Source organism: Chryseobacterium sp. KCF3-3 (genome assembly GCF_045865955.1).
Classification (GTDB): Bacteria; Bacteroidota; Bacteroidia; order Flavobacteriales; family Weeksellaceae; genus Chryseobacterium.
In genome coordinates, this window is sequence record NZ_AP035792.1 from 5,578,321 (window position 1) to 5,595,577 (window position 17,257).

The 17,257-nt window shown below is 35.1% G+C and carries 10 protein-coding genes; 2 read left to right on the plus strand and 8 right to left on the minus strand.

What is annotated here, in order from left to right; genetic code table 11:
* Positions 1–57: 57 nt before the first annotated feature.
* The 5 genes from ACKTTZ_RS24765 to ACKTTZ_RS24785 all read right to left on the minus strand — a co-directional run bounded on the left by ACKTTZ_RS24765 (position 58) and on the right by ACKTTZ_RS24785 (position 12,289).
* Complete coding sequence (locus tag ACKTTZ_RS24765; RefSeq protein WP_407846877.1) at positions 58–4,578, minus strand: TonB-dependent receptor plug domain-containing protein; 4,521 nt, start codon at positions 4,576–4,578, stop codon at positions 58–60.
* A gap of 3 nt (positions 4,579–4,581) precedes the next feature.
* Complete coding sequence (locus tag ACKTTZ_RS24770) at positions 4,582–7,350, minus strand: hypothetical protein (protein WP_407846878.1); 2,769 nt, start codon at positions 7,348–7,350, stop codon at positions 4,582–4,584.
* Between the two features lie 64 nt (positions 7,351–7,414).
* Positions 7,415–9,322, minus strand: a complete 1,908-nt coding sequence (locus ACKTTZ_RS24775; protein ID WP_407846879.1) for a vWA domain-containing protein — start codon at positions 9,320–9,322, stop codon at positions 7,415–7,417.
* Between the two features lie 90 nt (positions 9,323–9,412).
* On the minus strand, positions 9,413–11,758 hold the full coding sequence (locus tag ACKTTZ_RS24780) for a T9SS type A sorting domain-containing protein (protein ID WP_407846880.1): 2,346 nt from the start codon (positions 11,756–11,758) through the stop codon (positions 9,413–9,415).
* Between the two features lie 12 nt (positions 11,759–11,770).
* Positions 11,771–12,289 (minus strand): RNA polymerase sigma factor, encoded by a 519-nt coding sequence (locus tag ACKTTZ_RS24785; RefSeq protein WP_034696382.1) that lies wholly within the window; start codon positions 12,287–12,289, stop codon positions 11,771–11,773.
* A 207-nt stretch (positions 12,290–12,496) separates the two neighbouring features.
* Between ACKTTZ_RS24785 and ACKTTZ_RS24790 the strand changes: the two genes are divergently transcribed.
* Positions 12,497–13,699: an aminopeptidase C gene (locus tag ACKTTZ_RS24790; protein WP_034696380.1), complete on the plus strand. Its 1,203-nt coding sequence runs from the start codon at positions 12,497–12,499 to the stop codon at positions 13,697–13,699.
* A 173-nt stretch (positions 13,700–13,872) separates the two neighbouring features.
* Here the strand turns inward: ACKTTZ_RS24790 and ACKTTZ_RS24795 are convergent, their stop codons facing one another.
* Positions 13,873–14,952: an acyltransferase family protein gene (locus ACKTTZ_RS24795; RefSeq protein WP_407846881.1), complete on the minus strand. Its 1,080-nt coding sequence runs from the start codon at positions 14,950–14,952 to the stop codon at positions 13,873–13,875.
* A 389-nt stretch (positions 14,953–15,341) separates the two neighbouring features.
* A complete protein-coding gene (locus ACKTTZ_RS24800; protein ID WP_034696378.1) occupies positions 15,342–16,403 on the minus strand; it encodes an NADH:flavin oxidoreductase in 1,062 nt (353 codons plus the stop codon).
* 167 nt (positions 16,404–16,570) lie between these two features.
* Here ACKTTZ_RS24800 and ACKTTZ_RS24805 point away from each other — a divergent pair, with 167 nt between their 5' ends.
* Positions 16,571–16,963, plus strand: coding sequence for a helix-turn-helix domain-containing protein (locus ACKTTZ_RS24805; protein WP_034696377.1), 393 nt, complete (start codon positions 16,571–16,573; stop codon positions 16,961–16,963).
* 22 nt (positions 16,964–16,985) lie between these two features.
* On the opposite strand, the gene ACKTTZ_RS24810 is transcribed toward ACKTTZ_RS24805, so the two are convergent.
* Positions 16,986–17,249: a hypothetical protein gene (locus tag ACKTTZ_RS24810; RefSeq protein ID WP_034696376.1), complete on the minus strand. Its 264-nt coding sequence runs from the start codon at positions 17,247–17,249 to the stop codon at positions 16,986–16,988.
* Between the last annotated feature and the right edge of the window lie 8 nt (positions 17,250–17,257).

The following is a 17,257-nucleotide window of genomic DNA, read 5'->3' on the forward strand; positions in this document are numbered from 1 at the left end:
CAAGAATAAAAAAACAGACATCCCTTAGAATGCCTGTTAGAGGTATAAAATTTAAAATTAAGGTTCTGTTTTTGTAGTTATTCCCTGGTTCCAATACTTGGCTTCCGGCATATAATAGAGATAAACATTACTTGATTTCCCTGTATATGTTCCGGCAAACTCTACTTTAAGGTCAAGATTAACGGTTTTTGTTTCCTCAGCATCAAAATGTTCCCAGTATAAAACCAGATAGTTATCAAAAATCTCGTAGTAAGAAACCAGTTTTTTCTCAATCATATCTTTCAGTAATGCATTTTGCAGAGTCAATCCGGCTGGTATACCAATTTTTGCTATGGTCATTGGCAGCTCACCGTTTATTTTGTTTTTTACAATAATGGTCATTCTCTTAGTCTCCCCTACTTTAGATATTCCGGATTTTAATTTAGTCTCCATGGTAACAGGAATGTCTTTGCTTTCCGGAGCCTGTAGTGTATAATACTGATATTCCAGCTTATAAGGGAGTCCATTTTTATTTGGATAATGAATATTAATAGTATTTTCTCCGGCTTTAAATGCTGATGAAGCACTTATCATAGGTGAGGCTTTTGCATCATTAATCCTGATATCAGGTTTTTCAGTTCCATATAATTTTCCATTCTTAGAGAAAAAATCTGATAATGCCTTTATTGCCAGTGTTGTGGCCTGTGTAGAACCGAAACCGTAATATCCATTGAGACCAATAAGCTGATCAGCTGCTTCAGCAATTTTCAACTCATTGAGTTTCTCATCTTTCTGAAGTGCCATTATATATAACGAAAGTGTTTCAGCATCTGCAGACATTCCCCATGAGCCTGTAAAAGTGATTTTAGATTTTATATTCTTCGTTTCATATTGCTGGTCCAGCATCTGCATCAGGTCATCATATTCCTTTTGTTTTCCTAAGTGAGCCGCAGCATTGGCAAGCAAAGCCAGCTGATAAGAATCTTTTGTAGCTAAAGCTCTTTTGAGCGTTACCTGAAAGGAGTCTTCAATTTCATTTTTAAACCCAAGTTTAGACAGAGCATATACAACATACATATTTCTAGACCAGGAAAATTCAGAAAACTCTTTTTTTGACTCATAGGGCTTTCTTACTTCAAATAATCCGTTGGCATTCTTTTTCGACAAAATAAATGAAGAAAGTCCCTGGATGAGCTTAGCATCCGGATTCACGTACTTCTTTAATTCCGTAAATTCCAATAACGCAAATGCTGAAAGAGCGACATCTGATTCTGCGGAACTGAAATATCCGAAACCTCCGTCTTTATTTTTATAACTCAGCAGCTTCTGGAATCCTTTTTTCAGGCTTTTTACCACCTGATGTTCAGTCGCCGTGTCTATTTCTTTATTTGATTTTAAATAATCAAGAATAAAAATGTTAGGATATACTGTTGATGAAAGCTGTTCAAAACATCCATGAGGCTCTTTTTTAAGTTGCTCTATGTCTCCAAACATCTTCAGCGCCGTACTTTCAAACACATAATAGGATGAATACAGGCTTCCATTGATATACTCCGGAATATTGATTTTGAGATCTTCTGTTTTGTTATTGATCATGGAAAACTGATGGAGGAATCCTTTTTCTTCTACTTTAAACGGAAGAATCATGGTTTCCCTGAAATCTCCGGACCTCACGGAAAACTGAATATCAGAATTCACAATCTCGTCTGTCTGTATTTTCACAAATAATCTTCCTGATTCTAATGGCTTCAGAGTGATAAGACTGTCAGAACTGATGAGTTTTACATGGTTCGGAACAATCATATCCATGGTCATTTTGCGCGTTTCAGAAGAATTATTTTTAATCACCACAGGAATTGTCATCTGATCTGTTCTCGTCAGGTATTGTGGAATTTTGGCATCTATTGAAATCAAACTCTGGGCAGCATACGTCGTTTCATCTCTTCCTAAAAGTCCCGATGCAGCAATTCCTTCTGTCATAATTCTGAAAGTGGAATTGGCATCAGAATTATAAAACTCCACTTTTGCCTTCCCATTTTTATCCGTTTCTACTACCGGATTCCAGTAAAGCGCTTCTCTGTAATCAAAACGGTAAGAGGTATTGGTTGTTTTATATTCAGGATAAACAAATTCTCTTGCTCCGTCATATGAAATAAGCTTTCCATAAGGCAAGGCTTGTATGGCGAGATAAGATTTAGGGGTAATATCAAAACTTATTTCTGATTTTCTGTTTTTGGATGAGTTGACGATCACTACTCCATTGACAGCTCTGCTTCCATAAATAGCAGTAGCAGCAGCATCTTTCAAAACGGTAATACTGCTGATATCATTTGGATTGATCGTAGTATTAAAGTTTTCGACAGGAATACCATCTACAATGAATAGAGGGTTCTTATTGGTCATGGATGCCGTTCCTCTAATATTAATCTGTTCTCCTGCTCCTGGTTGTCCGGTGTTTGTTACCACTACTCCGGCAACTTTTCCACTCAACAGAGAAGTTACACTGGCATTCTGCATTTCCATAGAAGATGATACTGTGGTAGAAGCAACCGCTAATTGGTCTTTCTTTACACTGTACCCCAGCACAACTACTTCTTCAATACTCTTATTTCTACTGATCGTATCAGTTTTTGACCTTCCACGGTTATTTACGTGACTGGTATTGTTTTTATTTTCTTTTTTTACTTCTTCTTTTCTCTCAGATTCCTTTACAATTTCTTCTACGTCTATGTTGGCAAGTTTCTGTTTTACCAAAGGATTAATATCCAGATTATAAGACAGAATCCTTATTTTCAACTGATGTTTAGGTTGAAAAGACTTTGCAATAATTTTATAAGAATTATTTGCATTTAAATCCGAAAAATAAAACTTCCCATTTTCTGCAACGGTCTGCTTGAGAATTTTTTTATTATCTGTATCCAAAAGAAAAACATCTGCTTTCACCGGCTTTTTGTTTTCATCTTCTACCACGCCATAGATTGTGTTTTTCTTTTCAGGAAGGTATTTGTATTTACTGGTCTTCAGAATTTCCGGAATAGGTTCAAAATATCGGTAACCGTTTGTCAGCATAACAAGATCTAAGCTTTTATCTGCTTTTTCTTCTTTTTTATCAAAATAAAACTGAGGTTTTTCAATTTTCCCTTTGAGCTCAGAGTCCATCAAAAGCCAGGAAATAATATGATTCTGCTTATCATCAGCATACGTCCATAGCTTATCATCTACCACACTTATTCCAAGATTGGCAGGAACAGGTTTATTATTTTCATCTGTAGTTTCAATATTCAGCATTACTTTTTCTCTCGGCAGATAATGTTGCTTTACAGGAGTAACTTTTATATTCAGCTGGTTTACTTTATTGGTAAAAACAATCCGTTCTGCAAGCGGCATATTGTTTTCCAGAACAGTGAACCTGCAGATTCCTGTGGGGAAATCCTTTTCTGCAATTTCCAAAGAATTCATACCTTTTTTCATCGAAATGATTTTCCTGTAAACGTCTTTTCCGCGGAAACTTCCCAGCAGCGTAATTGTTTTTTCCTGGGTAGAAACGATGGTAAAATTCAGGTTTTTATTTTCATTCAGAATATTCAAAACCAGTCCATCATTTTTTGCTACAGGGAGATTAAATGTCTGGGTAATATTCTCCGGCTTTACAACTTTTGCATAATAAAATTCTCCTATTTTAGGGGTAAACCGGAAGCTTCCCATTCCGAAATTGTAGGCTGAAATTTCTTTTATTTTTTCCTGATTCTGATTGTAAACTGCCAGAACAGCATCTACAGGCTTTTCAAACTCATCCAGAATTTTAAAGGCGATATTCTGTTCTATTCCATTGATAAAAGTTCCGCCTTCCGGTAAGAATTTCACATCCAGATTATTCAGAACAATAGGAATATTTCTGGAAATGGATTCTGTAAATCCGTCAAAATTCACTTTGATATTCAAAAGAGCATCAGAGGATTTCAAGATCTCAGGAAGCTTAAAGGTCAATAATTTTTTGCCTTCTTTATCGGTAATGAGTTTACCTTCTGAAACGGTTTCTCCGTTATGCATTACAGTGTAATCGGCTTCATAAAAAGGAATCGGAAGATTACTAAGACTTCTCATTGAAAAATCGGCACTTACCTCATCTCCCGGGCCATATCCTTTTTTAGGAAAATCAAGCTTCATTAAAATCCTTGGTGATACTATTTTCTGGAGGGTAATTTCTTTCTCAAACGCATTTTTACCTTCTTCATTCTGCATCCAGTTGGTAAAAGCTCTGATTTTATAGATGCCACCTTTCATATCTTCGGCAAAATAGAAGTCTCCCCGGGCGTATCCATTGGTAATTTCGTATTTTAATTTTCTCACAACACTTCCTGCAGGATCTGTTATTTCAAAATTTACGACTCTGCTTTCTTCGACCGGTAAATTATTGTTTCCTTTTACAACATATATTTTAAAATACATTTGCTCCCCAGGTTTATAAAAAACATGATTGGTCTGAATGTAGGTCTTTTCTTTTTCAAAGTCCTGAAATGATTGCTGCCCCTTCACAGAAAAGCCTGAAAACAATAAGCACAGCAGGGTGATATAGGTGGATATAAACTTGAGATTCATGAGTTAAAATTTAAGTGAAACAATACAGCCAAATGTTTTAAAGGAGGGCAGGTTAAAGAAATCCAGTCCTCTTCCATTACTCATATCATAAAAATTCTGGTTGGGATCTGCCCCATTATTAGCCTGCCAGAGCATGATATTGTTTACATAAAAAGTCAGTTTAAGATTTTGTTTCCTGTTGTTAATCGGGAAATCTGAGGAAAGTGATATATTGTTGATTCTTATATAATCTGCTTTTTGAACATAATTTTCAGCCACGCCTAAGTAGCCGTACCTCGACCATCTGTTTTCCAGAACATTCAGGTCAGGATCATAGAAATCAACAGGAATCTGATTGACAGTTCCATTGGCCTGTACGCCTTCGAAAATATAATTTTTGATATTCCTTTCTTCTCCTGAGGCATAAGAACGACCGTAGTAATTGAGAACAGCCTGCGTTCCGTTCCAAAGATGGCCTCCTTTTTTCCATTCCCAATTAATATCTAAAGACCAGTTTTTATAGGCAAAACTGTGGTTGAATTTCATCACAAAATCCGGTGTAGGATCTGCAATAATTTTCATTCCGTCTGCTTTTTTAGGAAACCCAAACTCATCAATGATCAGTTGTCCGGCTGCATTTCTTTCAAAGTAACTTCCCATCACAGCACCCAAAACCTGTCCTTCCGAAAGGGTTTTATAAATATCTTTAAATCCCGAAACGGCAAGGTTCTGATATCCGGGAACAATGCGGTCAACAATATCTTTGTATTTAAAGAATGAGACTTTATTGGTGATATAAAAATTATATCCAAGCTGCAACTTCTCGTAAGCAAAATTGAATTCATATCCGCTGTACGTATGATCTGCTAGATTCTTTAACCTCAGCTGATTGTTTTCAAAGACAGGAAATATATCGTCAGTATTCTTTTTATTAAAATATTCTCCATCTACATTTATTTTATACCCAAGATTCAGCCTAGCTCCAATTTTCCATTCTTTGGTATTGATATTGGATAAGCCTCTGAAGCTTTCCACTTCCTGTATCGGAAAGTATTGATTGTAATTTTCTGCATTCAGCAAAGTAGTAGAATACGAAGCATAGGATCTTGTAATTTCCGGCTCGGAGCTTAATTGTGTATAGCTTCCTAATAATTTAAAATTGTAATTATACCAATTGAAGATCCCATTGAACGTCAAATAAAAGTTAGCCTTTGGAAGCCAATAATTATTTTTAAGTGAAGTATTGGAGATATAAAATGAATTTCCAAGATTAAAACCTGCTTCAAAATCATAATCGCGGATGTTCATATTATAATTAAAAATATGATCCTGTGAAGTTCTCTGATAGAGATATTTTTGATGGGTCAGGCTGTTATAAATGTCAGATTTTTTATCATTTAAAATAAAATTCAGACTGAAAGTATTTCTAAAGTCATAATTTCCCAATGAATAAGAGCCCTGTATATTGGAATGATAGGAGCTGTTGTTTTGGGTCCTTTCATTCGATACTCCGCTGATAAAACCATAAGTAGTGGGTTTATATTGATCCTGATTCCAGATAGTAATACTTTCATAGGACTGAGTAATATTCAGTTTAAATTGATCCCAGTCTTTTGCTACTTTCAGACTAAACTGTCTGTCCCGATTCTTATAGCGGTATTTGCTATCCTGCTCCAAAAGGAATGAAGGATTGTCTGCATATTTGCTGTAGCTTCTCTGCGAGCCATTATTCAGGAAAATATTTTGTTCATTTGAAAAAGAAACCGGTGTTAACAACGAGTTTTGGTAAGCTCTGTTGAACAGTCCTATTCTATTGGTATTGGTTGCTTTATCTTCTTCGTAATTAAAAGCAAGATTAATGTAATATTTACCCAAATCTGCATTCAGCTTTGCTTTAAGGGTATTGGTAATATCAAACTGATCAATAAAATACATCTGATTCTTTTGCTGCCCCAGATTCAGTGAAAGACGGATTTTTTCATTGTACCCCTGTTTTATAAAAGCATTTACATTCAACTGGTTATTGTAACCTACCGTTGTTCTAAAGAGGTTATTATCATATCTTTTTGCCCGCTGAAGTCCATCAATCCACGGAATCAGTTTTCCATTCTGATCGTACTCGTAAGGTAATCCATTAAATCCAAGGGTAGATAGATCTGGTCCAAAACTGAACATTTCATTCGTTTCAGGGCCTTTCCAAGCAAGATTTCCATTTTCAGATCTTCCCTGAACATACTTATTTTGAGTCCCCGGAACAGCATTCCTGCTTTTAATATCAAAAGATGTGGTAAAGCTTCCGTTAAAGAGTAATGTTGTCTCATTGATCCTTTTTAAAACATAAACACTATCATTCTTTTGCTTTAATTTTCTTATTTTATCAAAATATGAGTGAGATCTTTTACTTAGGAGGTTTTTAGTTTTTTCAATACTGAAATCATCTTTAACCTCCTTTGAAACAAGACTGTCATAGGCTTTACTGTAAATATTTTCTACACTTTTACTTCCTGTCTGACTTTCCAGAATCGCTTTTATTTCCCTGAGTTCATAGGTAGAAATAACATGGGTATTTTTCCCTTGATTCCACACAAGTGTATCATAAGGTTTAGCTGCAATAATCGCAAATCCTTCCTCATCAGTCAGTTCATAGATACCGCTGTTTTTATTATAAACCTTTAAAAAGTTCTGTTCTTTATTTTTGGTAGTTAAAAATTTTCCGGAATAATATAATTGTGAGTTTTGCGCATGCAAAAAGGTAATGGTAAATGGCAATAACAGCAAATAATTCTTTTTCATCGGTTATTAATATGCTTAAAAATATAAAAAAAGAAATTTCCTGGGAAATTTCTTTTTTTATGAATTACTTTTGAATTGTTTTATAGCTCTCTATCAGCCTTATAAATTCTGACCGATAGCCTTCTTCATCCTTACTTTTTCCCTGTTTAGCAAGGTTTTCAATATCGGAAAGATCTTTTTTGGTAATCAGTTCTGAGTTTCTTAGTACCAAACCGAACCAGGCTACGGAAGAGGCAAATTGAAAATCCGGACTTACTGAAGATTTATCTTCTTTTTTAATCACTTTAGTTATCTCAATGCTTTTGTCTCCATCAGGTTTTTTGTACCTGAACTTTACCGTTGCCATTTCATCTCCAAAGTTCTTTGTTTCTGAAGTTTCAGAGTATTTCAATTTTGTTTCTTTTGGTATAAATTCAGAATCTACGTTGGCCGGGATAACTTCATATAATGCAGTTACTGTATGCCCGCTTCCTAGTTCTCCTGCATCAATCTTATCATTTACAAAGTCTTCATTTCTCAGTTTTCTGTTTTCATAACCGATCAGTCGGTATGATTTTACATATTTAGGATTAAATTCAATCTGGATTTTTACATCTTTGGCAATGGTATAAATATTTCCTGCAAATTCTCTTCCCAGGAATTTATTGGCTTCCTGCATATTATCAATATAGGCATAATTTCCGTTTCCTTTGTCCGCCAGAATTTCCATGGTATTGTCTTTGTAATTTCCCATTCCATAGCCAAGGCAGGTAAGGAAAATCCCTGTTTTCCTTTTTTGCGTAATTAAAGTTTCAATATCCGAGGTAGAAGAAGCTCCCACATTAAAGTCACCGTCTGTTGCCAGAACAACCCTGTTATTTCCTCCTTTTATAAAGTTTTGCTTCGCTAGTTTATAGGCCAGTTCAATTCCTGCCCCTCCTGCTGTACTTCCTCCTGCCTCAAGCTTATCTAGTGCCTGAATTATTTTTTCTTTTTCACCTGCTGATGTTGGGGGAAGTACCATTCCTGCACTACCCGCATATACTACAATCCCAACCTTATCCTTAGGTCTGAGCTGGTTCAGTAAAACTTTAAGAGAAGACTTCAGCAATGGCAGTTTATTTTCCTGACTCATTGAACCTGAAACATCAATAAGAAAAACAATATTGGATGCAGGCAGACGATCCATCGGAATATTTTTCCCCTGAAGTCCTATTTTGAGCAGTTTATGTTTAGGATTCCATGGAGATTCACTGTATTCTGTATTAATTGAAAAAGGATCGCCATTTGCGGGTTGAGGATAATTATACTTAAAATAATTAATCATTTCCTCTACTCTCACTGAATTTTTATCAACCTTAGATCCATAATTAATCATTCTTCTGACATTGGAATAAGAAGCATTGTCTACATCAATAGAGAAGGTAGAAACAGGTTGATTACGGGTTAATTCAAATGCATTTTCAACTAACGCTGCATATTCTTCATTGTTATAATCAATATCCTGATCAGCTTTTATTGTAGCCTTTTCAACATCTTTTTTGTCACCTACCTGATGGTCATACACTCTTCTCGATTCATGAAATTTCCTTGAACTTACTACTTCCATTGCAGTAACTGACTTCGGTTTTGGGCAGCCATTATATTCCGGTAATCCCGGAACCGTAGGACAGGCATCGTCTTTATCCAAAACACCATCTCCATCTGTATCCGGCCATGGACAGCCATTATTTTCAGGAGGTCCTGCCACTGTAGGACATGCGTCATCTTTATCAATAACACCGTCTCCATCCGACTCTACCCACGGACACCCTTCATTTTCTACCGGACCGGCAATATCAGGACACTTATCCAATTGATTAGGAATTCCATCCTGATCTTTATCTTTCCTGACACTGTAAGTCTTTGGTTCGTTGGTTGTTTCAGTATTTTTTTGAGTTTTACAGCTTGTCAATGCAACAAGCGCTAGCATGGTTATTACAATTTTTTTCATCTTTAAAAATTTCGACAGGAAATTATTAAAATAAATTCAATCCTGTTAATAATTGTTAAATAAAACTTATTCTTTAAATAAAAAAGAGAGTTAATTTTTAATGACCTTAAATGTTTCCCACAAATCATTCGTATGAACACGCACAAGATAAATCCCTTGAGGATAAGAAGTTAAATCAATTGTGTTTTTACCTTCGGGTAATTTTTCTTTTCTCATAATAATCTTTCCGGCAAGGTCGTAGACAAACAGTTCTTCAATTGATTTTTTTGTTTTTATCTGTATCTGACCTTTTGTAGGATTGGGAAATAGTACAGTTTTACTCTCACCCTGGCTGTCAATTTCTTTTTCCATCTTTTTATTGATATGATCATTTGAAATTCCTGCACCACATTCTGGCAAAACAGCTCTCTGAAGGATTAATCTTAATAATAAATCATTCAGTTTTTCAACTTCATAAGAATCTATGGTAGGTTTGATATGGCTGTTTCCTATTCCGCTGTCATCTGTAAGGAAGGTATAGGTACCATTTGTAAGTAAAGCAAATGTCCGCATCAGATATTCCGTTTGTTTATCCGTATCACTTGCTGCCAGTGGAATAATGGTAATTCCTTTCTTTGCAGCAGTCTTAATTGTACTGTATAAATTCTTTATATTCTGCTCTGAATGGTGTGGTGGTGCATCCAGAATTAAAAACATTATTTTGGTTGAATTTTCAGTACTCCACTTCAGTTCATCAACGGAAACCTTCAATGCTTCTACAACTGCTTCAGGTGTATCTCCGCCACCTCCAGCTTTCTGCTTTTTAATGAATCCAACAAGATCTTCCGCGTTATCTGAAAAGTCAAATTTCCGGGTCACATATTCATCTCCCTGATCTCTGTAAAAAACTGATCCATATCTTACGGTTGTATTTTTAAGCTGTCCTTCTATTTTTTTCAACACATCCAGAAGTTCAGACTGAAGATAAGAAATTTCATCACCCATAGAACCTGTAGCATCCACTACGAAAGCAAGATCCAAAATACGTTTCTGCTGGCAAGGCTGATCCAGAATGATGAGGTTCTGTCCATTTTTAAAAGTTCTGAGATTACTGCTGATTACCTGTCCGGTGTGATCCGACAAATAATATTTCTCTGAATCTGATTTTTCATCTGTCAGTGGTGATATCCATAATTCTACATTACCCAGATTATCTGAAACGGCTTCCCATATAATGTTTTTCTTATCATCCAATAGTTTTACCTTTTCCCCTATTACCGGTTTTCTGTCTTTATTGGCCAACTGAACTGAAACCCTTTTATCAGGGAAGAACTTCCACGTATTTTTATACTGATCCAGAGTAGGAACTGCAATATCTTTCCAATAATCCCACTTAGAAAAATCGTTAACTTCTCCAGCTGTCAACTGACCTGCTTTAGGAAGTACTTTTTCAGGCTCTTCAGGTTCTTTTAGTATTTCCTCTTTACTTTCTGAAGAAACTTTTTTAAGTTTTTCTATTTCATCTTTAGATAATCCATTCGTGGTGACTACAACAACTCCGTTATTAGCTTTGCTTCCATACAGGGCAGTAGCTTCAAGCCCTTTCAGTACTTTTAGTTCTTTTATTTTTTTAGGATCCAGAGTATTTAAAAATCCAGATTCTCTGCCTAATACAATTCCATCAACAATATATAAAGGGTTCGTAGAATGGCCATCAATACTTTTTGCTCCTCTGATTGATATTTCATCACGTTTTTTAATTCCAGTGGTTACTTCTATCCCGGCAACACTTCCTGCCAATGAAGATATTGCAACCGGAGCATGTACAGAAGTTTTGTCTGTGGAAGCAATCATCACAGTGGAAGCAGATGAAACAGTCTTACTTTTAACTGTTTTTGAATATCCCATAACGACCACTTCTTCAATACTCTTAACAGCATTGGTATCTTTGCGTTGCCCTGAATAGATATAATCTACTTTTCTATCACTATATAAAGTATCATTTTTCTCTTTTTCTGAAAACAAGGGATTGGGTAATGTTTTCTGAGGAAATCCCACAGGATATTGAGTATGAGTTGGCAGTGTATTAATTGCCAGTTTTTCTACAGGCTTAACAATACTTTTCTCTTTCTGGATATTCTGTTTTGTAAGGCTGTCTATTTTTGCAATATCAACTTTATTACCAGGAACGGTTGACTCTTTATTTTCTGTTATTACAGGTTGTAAAGGTTCTGCAACCTCTTTTTTATTCATAAAGTAAAAAGCCCCTAAACCAATCATCAAACTTGCGGCAATACCATACGGCAGCCAAAGAGGAATGATTCTCTTTTTCTCTTCTTTTTTATCTAGTTTCTCTTCAATCTTTTCCCATACTTTTTCAAAACCAGGAAAAACTGTTGGCTCTTCTGAAAGCTTGGAAGCTTCATTGAATTGTTGATCTATATGATTATTTTCCATTGTTGTAAAAGTTTAAATGTTTTGATTCACGAGAAGTTCCTGCAACTTTTTCCTTGCAAAATTGAGCTGGGATTTTGATGTTCCCTCGCTGATAGAAAGCATGGTTGCTATTTCTTTATGAGGATATCCTTCAATAGCAAAAAGATTAAAGATCGCTCTGCAGCCTTCCGGGAGAAAATTCAATAAGCTCAGAATATCTTTTTCCAGAGAAAGGTTTTCTGTAGTTCCTTCAGAATGATCCATAAAGTTTTCTTCCAGGGAAATAAACAATCCTTTGTTGGATCTTAATTTCTGAAGGCATTCGTTCACTGCAATTTTTCTTGCCCATGCTTCAAAGGTATCTGCATTCTGAAGCTGGGTAATTTTCGTGAAAATTTTGTAGAATGTATCGGCTAATACTTCTTCTATATCTTCGTCGTTTTTCAAATAGCGTCTGCAGACTGAGTATAGCCTGCCCGCCATTTTCTCGTAAACTTTCCGCTGGGCATTGCGGTCGCTACGCTGACATTCTAATAATAATTCTTGTTCCATAGTCAGGAGTTATACTATTATAGATGCGGAAACTTTTGAAAGGGTTGGAAACATGATCAACTTTTTTTGAGTAAAAGGGTAAATTGGCCAATGAGCCTATATTATTTCAGCCTATTTTGTATTTTTTTTAATTTCAAATTTAACTTTTCCATCTGTAACAAATCTCTATTATCAACGACTATTAATACAAATAATCTTTTTATAGTAATGAAAAATGCCAAAATTGCATCATTACTTTTTGTTTTGTCTGCAGGAAGTATGATGTTTGCCCAAGATGACTTAATCAATAAGTTAAAAAACAACCAATCACAAAATGCTAATTTTCAGTTCACAACGTTAAAAGACGTTGGTGCGACATCTGTAAAGAACCAGGGTTCATCAGGAACTTGCTGGAGCTACTCCGGAAACTCTTTCCTTGAATCTGAAATGCAGAGAATGGGCAAAAAACCTGTAGATCTTGCTGAAATTTTTACGGCGAGAAATTCTTACCACGATAAAGCAAAATTATACGTTTTGAATAATGGTGCTATCAGCTGGGGAGATGGAGGAGAACTTCACGACGTAATCAATATGTATAAGAAGTATGGAGCAGTTCCTCAGGATGTTTACACAGGATTAAAAGCCGGACAGACTACGAATAACTTCAAGGAAATGCAAGGGAAACTGAAGCCGGTTCTTGACAGCCTTGTTCAGGCTTCTTCAAAAGGAAAACTGACTGATAACTGGATGGATTCTGTAGATGCTATTCTTGATGAATATTTAGGAAAAGTACCTGCTAACTTTACGTATGAAGGGAAAAATTACACTCCAAAAACATTTGCTAAAGAAGTAGTAGGAATTAATCCTGAAGATTATGTAGAATTATCTTCTTATAAAGATTATGCTTATTATGAGAAATTTGTAGTTCCAATTCCTGATAACTGGAGCCACGATTCTGACTGGAATGTTCCGATGAAAGACCTTACTGCAATCATTGACAATGCTGTAACTAAAGGATATTCTGTAGGTTGGGCAACGGATGTTTCTGAGCCTTATTTCTCTTACAAAAACGGTGTAGCCTACGTTCCGGACATGGATCTTGATCAAATTACTGCAGAAAACAAACAAACTTTGTTTACAGAGCCTAAAAAAGATAAGACCATCAGTGAAGACATGCGTCAGAAAGCACTTAACAATCTTTCTACAACGGATGACCACGGTATGCATATTGTAGGTTTGGCAAAAGACCAGACAGGTAAAGAATATTATATGGTGAAAAACTCATGGGGTGTAACCAATGATTTCGCCGGATATCTTTACGTAACAAGACCTTATGTTGAATATAAATCAACAGCAATCCTTGTTCACAAAAATGCAATCCCGAAAAGCATCTTAAAACAATTGAAACCAACTAAGAATATTGGTTTATAAGATAAAGAAATCATTTCTGCCATTTTAAAAGGCAGTTTTAGATATTTAAATCTGTTAAAACCCGCTTCTGGAAATTCCAGAAGCGGGTTTGTTTTTAGAATATGTTATTTTTCATTCAGTTGAATATAATAATCAACTATATTCCATAGCAATTATCTTAGAAAGAGATCGCGCTAATCTTTTCTATATACTCTGTTTCTGTAATTTATAACGGGTTTTTCAATATACTTATAAGAGATTCCAGCTGCTATAAAAGAAAAGAGAAAGAAAAGTATAAATTTTATTACATCAGGAATAAAACTGAAGTAAGGTAATTCCAGGAACTTGAAAACCAGCCAGTGCAGCAGATATAAAGAATATGAAATTTTACTAATATACCGGATGATCGTTAAAAACAAACTACTGGAACATTTAACTTCCTTAAAAAACGGAAAAACAGAAGCCAGTGCTAATCCTAAAACAGAATAATAAACTGTATTAAAATAATAAAGATCTGAATAATTATTTCTAAAAATAAGATACTGGTTAAATATCAATACTCCCATTCCCATCCCCAAGAGAGCATATCTCCTGGCAAAAATTTTCTCATGATAAAAATGAAAAGTAATAGCTGCCAGAATCCCAAAAGCAATGGCATCCAAACGGAAAAAAGCTAGTTTTCTAACTCCTTCATAAAAGGTAAAATCATAATAACTGAAAGCAATGATCCGCATTAAAAGAAAATAAAACAGGAATATCAAAACTCCAATACTCAATATTCTTTTAGCAGAGAAGTTCTGATTTGTCTTTTTCATTAAAAATAATGTAAGTGGAAACAAGACATAAAACCATTCCTCAATACCTAAACTCCAAGAAATCCCAAAGAAAGTTGGCTGTATGTGAAAGAAGTTCTGAATAAACAGAAAATACTTCCACAACGCCACATCTGCATTTTCAATTGAATCAAAGTATTTATTACCTACCCAATAAATCATAAGCATTATAAAATACAGTGGCAAAGTACGAAGCCATCTTCTGATAATAAAAATTTTTAAGTGTTCCCACACATGTTCACTGTCAAAAACCTCTATCAATAATTGACCTATAAGGACTCCGCTTAAAATAAAAAACATCTCTACTCCCAGAAAACCACTTAAGAAAGCAATAAAAAAGGAATATTCACCCGCATAAACATAACCAAGTACATGACCTGCCATGACCAATATAATAGCCAGGGAACGAATAACATCAAAACCAAAGACTCTCTTTTCCAAAACAGTTCAATATCAATTGCTTCAGTGATATTCATTATTTGTCACTTAACAAACATCACAGGTATGCAATCATTTATGCATCGATAAAAATATTGAAATTAAACTTTAACAAATTTCTCAATATACTTTATAAATTGATCTAAAAATAGAAATTATATGAAATTTTTATTGAATTTTAATAAAGTGGCTGATTCATGGATTGGCAAAAAAATGATTGACTTCCAGAAATCTGAAAGTCAATCATTTAATAAATAGGTGAAAATTAAATATAAAATAAAGTGAATTATGCTGATTTAATACCAGATTGAATCGTCAATTCCTCTTCGCAAGTGAATAAATTATGCTGTTAAAAAACCACCGCAAAACGAATTCACAATTCATTATTGATATTAAAATAAAACGCCCATACTTTCTGCTGAAAAGTCCAGAAGAGCTTCTGTATTACCGTCTTTGATCTTCTGTACCCACTGGTGATCCTGTAAGATAGCTCTTCCTACAGCCACAAGATCAAACTCTTCATTGTCAAGTCTTCTGATCAATTCTGTAAGGTCTCTTTTTTCTGTTCCCTGCCCTGCAAAAGCATTCAGGAAATCTCCGTTCAAGCCTACAGAACCTACTGTAATAGTTGGTTGTCCGGTAATTTTTTTAGCCCATCCTGCAAAGTTTAAATCAGAACCTTCAAATTCCGGCTCCCAGAAACGACGTTGTGAACAATGGAAAATATCTACTCCAGCTTCTTTTAATGGTAATAACCAGTCTTCCATTTCGTTTGGAGTGAATGCCAGTCTGGTTTTATAATCCTGCTGTTTCCACTGTGAAAGACGGATAATAATCGTGAAATCCTCTCCTACTGCTGCTCTGATCGCTTTTACTACTTCTACTGCAAATCGGCTTCTTTCTTTTAATGTTTTACCGCCATATTCGTCAGTTCTTGTATTGGTAACTTCCCAGAAAAACTGGTCGATAAGATATCCATGCGCTCCATGGATTTCAATACAGTCGAAACCAAGATCTTTCGCAGATTTTGCAGATGCCGCAAACTGAGCAATCGTATCCTGAATATCTTCAATCGTCATTGTTGAAGCCTTTTCCATTGGAACCAATGGATAGTCTTCTGACATTCTTGTATCTCCAACATGCCAGATCTGAGGTCCCATTTTACCTCCATTCTGATGTACAGTATCAATAACGTTTTTCCATCCGTTTAAAGCTTCTGTTCCATAAAAATCAGGAATATTCTGCATATTTTTTGATCCCGGTCTGTTGATCACAGTTCCTTCAGAAAGAATCAATCCTACTTCTGAAGCAGCTCTTCTTCCATAATAATCTGCAATGTTCTGTGTAGGAACTCCATTATCAGATTGTGCTCTGGTCATTGGAGCCATTACAATTCTATTTTTAAGCTGTAAATTCTTGTATTGAAACGGTTTAAATAATGATGATGTGCTCATATTTAAATTTATATTTTATAATTGTTACACAAAGTAACTAATAATAGTTCGTTTTTGTATCTTTTATTAAAAAAATAGTGGTAACTTCGCAGTAACTTACATTAGTAACATCAAAGTAACGTATGAAATTTATGTTCCTTACTGTTATTTAAAATAAATTTCTCCTTATGAAAAAGAATGAATTGATGCAATACAGCTGTCCTCTGGGCAAAGCAATGGCCGCTTTAGGAAGCAAATGGAAGCCTATTATTGTTCTTGTTATTAAAGACAGGAAATTACGTTTTGGTGAACTGGCAGTGCGTATTAATGTCATTTCCAGAAAGGTCCTGACTGATCAGCTGAGAGAGATGGAAACTGATGGACTGGTGATCCGTGAAGAGTTTAAAGAACTGCCTCCAAGAGTAGAATATTCTCTTACAGAAAAGGGATTGGCTTTGTTGCCTATTCTATATTTACTGGAGGAATGGGAAGCAAAATATCAGGTGAAAGGACATCATGAAGATAAAGATTGTGCTTTCTTGAATGAGGATATAAAAAATAGAAAGGCTGTCAATGTTTGATGGCTTTTTTATTTTTTTACTCTTATAATTTATTAAGTTTTATTTGAACGCTTTCATGATAACTACCATTGATATAATTCACAAATCCTTTCTCTATAACAGCTTTTGAGCCTGCTTTAGGAATTGAATCTCTATATTTAAAATAAACAGTATCATTCTTTAACTCATAACTTCCGCTGTACACCTCTTTATCCCTCATCATTCCCTGAGAAATGAATTCGAAACTGTTGTCATTATACATTTTCAAATAGATCCAGCCTAAAGGAGCTTCTCTGTCTGCCAGCAAAACTTCTT